Consider the following 5,002-nt stretch of genomic DNA (forward strand, 5'->3'; position numbering starts at 1 on the left):
GTGGCGCCGGGTTCCCGGTGGGTTGCTCGGGCCCCGCCCGTTTTATTACCCACCTCCGGGTCGGGGGCGACACCTATTGTTTAGTAAAAAAACAACGCGGGGGGTGAGCACCCGGGTGCTCACCGCCGTCGTTCGATCATGATGTGAGCCGTTAGGCGAGCACGGCCAGCCTGGAGTTCGTACGGCCGAAGAGGGCCCGGTCCACCGAGATGCGGCCGGCGCCAGTAAGCGCCACCGCCAATGCCGCTGCTGCCAGAAGCAGTACCAGTTCGTAGCCGCCGGTTGCCGCGAAGACCCCCGCAGAGGCATGCACCAGAAACAGTGCCCCCAGCATGTCAAGGGCCAGCAGGAGGGCGACCACCCGGGTCAGGACACCAAGAATGAGCGCAATTCCGCCACCAAGTTCCAGGACTGCCACCGCCGGAGCGGCGATTTCGGCGGCGGGAACACCCATTTTGGCGAAGGAGGCCTGGGTTCCGGCGATGGTCCATTCGTTGAACTTCTGCCAGCCATGGGCGGCAAAGATGAAGCCGATGATGACGCGAAGAATCGTCACTGCCGTGGTGTTAAGCGAGGTCTTGTTCATGTCCCGAGTCTTCCAAACCTATACTTGAAGTGTCAACCAATTGTGTCTTAGTGTGTTGTTTGTCATGGTTTCCACCGAAACCCGTGAAGGGGAGCGCCTCAGCAGCCAGTGGGATGTCTGGACGCCCCGATAGGCTGGCAATCGTGCCACATCAAGCTGCCCCTGCTGCCGCAAAGACCCCCGCCGGCCACTCCCGGGAAATCCTGCGGCTCGCCGTCCCCGCCTTCGGTGCCCTGATTGCTGAGCCGCTGTTCCTGCTGGCGGATTCCGCGATCGTGGGCCATCTCGGCGTTGCCCAGTTGGCCGGGGTCGGCCTCGCCTCCGCTGTCCTGCACACCGCCGTCGGCCTGATGGTCTTCCTCGCCTACTCCACCACTCCGGCCGTGGCGCGGGCGCTCGGTGACGGCCAGCTCGGCCGGGCCCTCGCGGCAGGACGGGACGGCGTGTGGCTGGCGCTCCTGCTGGGTATTCTGCTGGCTGCGGCAGGCTTCGTAGCCGCCGATCCTCTCGTGGGCCTCATGGGTGCCGACGGCGACGTCAGGGTATTCGCCGCCGACTACCTCCGCTGGTCCATGCCCGGACTGGTGGCCATGCTGCTCATTTTCGCGGGCACGGGCGTTCTCCGCGGGCTCCAGGACACGCGGACACCCCTGGTGGTGGCCACGGCAGGCTTTGCCCTGAACGTTGTCCTGAACCTGTGGCTGGTCTACGGCTTGGGCTGGTCGGTGACCGGCTCTGCCGTGGGGACCAGTATTGCGCAATGGGCCATGGCTGCCGTCTACCTGGTGATGGTCCAGCGGAACGCCTCGCGGCACGGCGTCACCCTGCTTCCCGACTGGCGCGGCATCCGCGCGATGACGCGCGTCGGTTCGTGGCTGATGCTGCGCACGCTTAGCCTGCGCATCGCCATTCTCGCAACGGTGCTGGTGGTTACTGCCCAAGGTCCGGTGAACCTGGCCGCGCACCAGCTTGCCATGACGATTTTTTCCTTCCTCGCCTTCGCCCTGGATGCCTTGGCCATCGCGGCCCAGGCCCTCATTGGCAAGGAGCTGGGGGCATCCAATGCCGCCAAGGCGCGCCTGTTGACCAGAACGATGATCAGGTGGGGCATAGGCTTTGGTGCGGTCACGGGCGTGCTGCTCGCCGCGGCTGCGCCCTGGGTAGGGGTTCTGTTCACGTCCGACACCGGAGTCCACTCTGTGCTGACCGTCGCCTTGTGGGTACTCGCCGCCGGTCAGCCCTTAGCCGGCTACGTGTTCGTCCTCGATGGTGTGCTGATCGGTGCCGGCGATGCGAAGTACCTGGCGATTGCCGGCGTCGTCAACCTCGCCGTCTACATCCCGCTGCTCCTCGCTGTGGCGGGCTCGGGCGCTTCCGGGCTGGCCGGGCTGGGGTGGCTGTGGGCAGCCTTCGCGCTGGGGTACATGGCTGCCCGCGCCCTGACCCTCGGCGTCCGTGCCAGGTCCGACAGGTGGATGGTGCTCGGTTCGCAGTAGCAGCCACGCCTACTAAACTGGACCGGTGACCCGCCCTTTGACGCCCGCAGAAGCCACGCCCGGTACCGCTCTCCAGGAAGACCTGTGGAAGCCGGTCCTGTTGCGGGCCCTTGCCGCGCTGGGATTCGGGGCCGTCACGATCTTCTGGGCCACGCCGTCGGTTGAGGTGATGGCCTGGGCGGGCGGAACCTACTTGCTGGCCACTGGCGCCTTGGTCCTGTGGGGTACTCCAAAGGCCGGCTTCACCCGCGACAGTACGCCTGGAAAGCTGCTTTCGGCCGCAGGGCTGATCCTGGCAGGCAGTGGCGCGGCGCTGCTGCTGTTCCATGGCGACGTGCCCTTCGGCGTGATGGCGGCGCTGGGCCTGGGCCTCGCAGGCGCGATCGAGCTGGTGTGCGGACTGCGGCACCGTGGCGGGCACGTCCTGGCCAGGGACTGGATAGCCTCCGGGGTCATTGGCCTCGGAACGGCCGCGGCGCTCCCGTTCTTCATCAGCCTCGGTGCGCATGCGCTGCTGGGGGTCGCCGGTGGCGGGGCCATTCTTGCCGGCGTCCTCTGGGTGCTGTCCGCGCTGACTCTGCGGCATGATGCCCGGGGCGCTGCCGCGAAGCCGTAAACTAGACAGGTACGGTTCTACCCGGCGTAGAAGTTTCGCCGTACACACCCACCGCACATTCGAACCGGGCAGGCCTTTCGTGCCGTGCCTGCAGGGGAGGAATCACCTTGGCAGACCAGCAACCAGGAAAACCGCGCAAGATGCGGACCTCGGTGAAGGGGCCGCTGATGTTCTCCGCGTTCTGGGCCGTCCTCGCCTTTTTTGCGGTCCTTATCTTCGCGTCGGGCGGCAGTTCACGCGCCCCTCGGTTCGACCTCGCCTTCACCGGGGCCGGCATCGCGTTCATCGTTACGCTGGTCATTGCCGCGATGCTCTCGATGAGCTACAAGGACAATGCCGAGCACCTCGGCAAGGGGTCAGGTGTCAACCTGAGCTCAGCACGCAAGCCTTCCCATGGATTCGGTGGCACGGCTCCGCGGGCCGGTCGGGAAGGCTCCCAGCCTGGTTCCGACGAGCCCGGCACCCCCGACGCCGACGGACCGACCGGCCGCTGATCCTGCGCACCCGACGGGCCCGTCCGTTCTAGCTGGCCTTTGCCTGGCGCGCCCGGTAGGCCGCGACGTGTGCCCGGTTGGCGCAGTTGCCGGTGTCGCAATATCGCTTGGACCGGTTCCGCGTGAGGTCCAGGACCACTGCATCGCAGTCATCCCCTTCGCACACGAGCATTCGGTCCATCTCCTTGCTTCGGATCACGTCCGCCAAGGCCATGGCTGCCTCGGTGCCCATTCTTTCCGCCAGTGGCGCTTCGCGTGTGGTGGCGTGCAGGTGCCAGTCCCACTGATCATGCTTCATCAGCTGGGGAAGGGCGTTGGCCTCCCGCAGCAGGCGGTTCACGGATTCCACCGCCGCATCCTCATCTGAGGTCCAAACCCTGGCTAGCTCGCCGCGCAGCTTGTGGATGCTGGCCAGTTCCGCCGCATTGCGTGTCCGGGATCCGCTGAAACCTTCGGCCTCGAGGAAGCGGTCCAGGTCCGACACCGTGGCCAGGGTTTCCTGGCCATTTGCGGCGCTGTTGATCAGATTCACCACGGTGCGGAGCGCCACCTCGGTGTCAGGGGCAAAGACCATCTTGACTCCTTACAGGGCCCGGCGTAGTGTCATGGGCATTACCCCACTTTACTCCTGACAGGAGGCGACGATGACTGCCGCCACCAACCCCTCAAGCATGTCCGCAGCACGCCGTGGCTTTATGGCTTCCGGCCTGGGAGTTGCACTGTTCTCCTCCGCTGTCTTCGGAATCTCCGGATCCTTCGCCAAGGCGCTGCTCGAAACTGGCTGGTCTCCGGGGGCCGCAGTAACCGCTCGCCTCACCGGCGCGGCCCTGATCCTGGCGATTCCGGCCATCCCCGCCCTGCGTGGCCGGTGGCACCAGGTGCGCGAGAACTGGGTCACCATCGTCCTGTTCGGCCTCATCGGAGTGGCCGCGTGCCAGTTGTTCTACTTCAACGCTGTGGCCCGGCTTTCCGTTGGTGTCGCGCTCCTGCTGGAGTACCTGGCACCCGTCATCATCGTCCTGTGGCTCTGGGCTGCCAGCAGGAAGCGGCCACGCGCGCTGACCTTCGGCGGTACGCTGTTGTCCCTCGCGGGCCTCGTGCTGGTCCTCGACCTCACTGGAGCGGTCAAAATCGACGTCATTGGTGTCTTCTGGGGAATTGCGGCGGCAGTGTGCCTGGCTATGTACTTCTTCATCACCGCCAAGGAGAACGACTCCCTGCCGCCCATCGTCCTGGCGTCCGGCGGCCTCATGGTGGGGGCTTCCGTAATGTGGCTCTCCGCCGCAACCGGCTTGCTGCCCATGGCCTTCAGTACGGCGGACACCAGGCTCGGCCCGTGGATTACGCCATGGTGGGTGTCACTGGGCGGACTGGTAGTCCTGGCAACGGTCCTGGCCTACGTATCCGGCATCATGGCGGCCCGTGCCCTGGGCTCGAAGGTGGCATCCTTCGTTTCGCTGACCGAGGTGCTGTTTGCCGTGGTCTGGGCATGGCTGCTGCTCGGGGAGCTTCCCGGCGCCATCCAACTCCTGGGCGGGGCGCTCATTGTCGGTGGCGTCATCCTGGTCAGGCTTGATGAACTGCGCAGCCCGGCCCTGGCTACTGCATCGGCGAAGGAGGCCGAAGCACCCCGACGCAAGGCGGCCTCACCCCTGGAGCACGCGAACGACGTCGAACCCGTTCCCTGAGAGTCCAGCGCCGCCGCCGGTGCCCATCCCCGGCGCCGCAAATGCCTCCTGCCCCTACTAAAGCCCGCGGGCCCCGGACACTGTGCTGTGTCCGGGGCCCGCGGTTCGCGTGCGGCGTGGTG

Annotated in this window: 6 protein-coding genes; 4 read left to right on the forward strand and 2 right to left on the reverse strand. The window is 66.3% G+C overall.

The window, feature by feature from the left end:
* Positions 1-151 precede the first annotated feature (151 nt).
* Entirely contained in the window at positions 152-586 is a 435-nt protein-coding gene (locus tag ACFC25_RS09490; protein WP_337345134.1) for a DoxX family protein, read from the reverse strand.
* Between the two features lie 113 nt (positions 587-699).
* Here ACFC25_RS09490 and ACFC25_RS09495 point away from each other — a divergent pair, with 113 nt between their 5' ends.
* The 3 genes from ACFC25_RS09495 to ACFC25_RS09505 all read left to right on the forward strand — a co-directional run bounded on the left by ACFC25_RS09495 (position 700) and on the right by ACFC25_RS09505 (position 3,192).
* Positions 700-2,082 (forward strand): MATE family efflux transporter, encoded by a 1,383-nt coding sequence (locus ACFC25_RS09495; RefSeq protein ID WP_376044897.1) that lies wholly within the window; start codon positions 700-702, stop codon positions 2,080-2,082.
* Between the two features lie 25 nt (positions 2,083-2,107).
* The gene (locus ACFC25_RS09500; RefSeq protein WP_376044898.1) at positions 2,108-2,698 is read left to right on the forward strand and encodes a hypothetical protein; all 591 of its coding nucleotides are present in this window, start codon (positions 2,108-2,110) and stop codon (positions 2,696-2,698) included.
* Positions 2,699-2,805: 107 nt separating this feature from the next.
* Positions 2,806-3,192 (forward strand): hypothetical protein, encoded by a 387-nt coding sequence (locus ACFC25_RS09505; RefSeq protein ID WP_337345131.1) that lies wholly within the window; start codon positions 2,806-2,808, stop codon positions 3,190-3,192.
* Positions 3,193-3,220: 28 nt separating this feature from the next.
* On the opposite strand, the gene ACFC25_RS09510 is transcribed toward ACFC25_RS09505, so the two are convergent.
* Positions 3,221-3,766 carry a CGNR zinc finger domain-containing protein gene (locus ACFC25_RS09510; protein WP_337345130.1) on the reverse strand — a complete coding sequence of 182 codons (546 nt, stop codon included), beginning with the start codon at positions 3,764-3,766 and terminating at the stop codon, positions 3,221-3,223.
* Positions 3,767-3,836: 70 nt separating this feature from the next.
* On the opposite strand from ACFC25_RS09510, the gene ACFC25_RS09515 reads away from it, so the two are divergent.
* A complete protein-coding gene (locus ACFC25_RS09515) occupies positions 3,837-4,880 on the forward strand; it encodes a DMT family transporter (protein WP_376044899.1) in 1,044 nt (347 codons plus the stop codon).
* Positions 4,881-5,002: the final 122 nt, after the last annotated feature.

The sequence above is a fragment of the Pseudarthrobacter sp. NPDC055928 genome, from assembly GCF_042270935.1.
Taxonomy (GTDB): domain Bacteria; phylum Actinomycetota; class Actinomycetes; order Actinomycetales; family Micrococcaceae; genus Arthrobacter.

Excerpts from the sequence above, each read along its gene's own strand:
- ACFC25_RS09490 (WP_337345134.1), bottom strand. The coding sequence starts at position 586 with ATGAACAAGACCTCGCTTAACACCACGGCAGTGACGATTCTTCGCGTC.
- ACFC25_RS09510 (WP_337345130.1), bottom strand. The coding sequence starts at position 3,766 with ATGGTCTTTGCCCCTGACACCGAGGTGGCGCTCCGCACCGTGGTGAAT.
- ACFC25_RS09515 (WP_376044899.1), top strand. The coding sequence starts at position 3,837 with ATGACTGCCGCCACCAACCCCTCAAGCATGTCCGCAGCACGCCGTGGC.
- ACFC25_RS09495 (WP_376044897.1), top strand. The coding sequence starts at position 700 with ATGTCTGGACGCCCCGATAGGCTGGCAATCGTGCCACATCAAGCTGCC.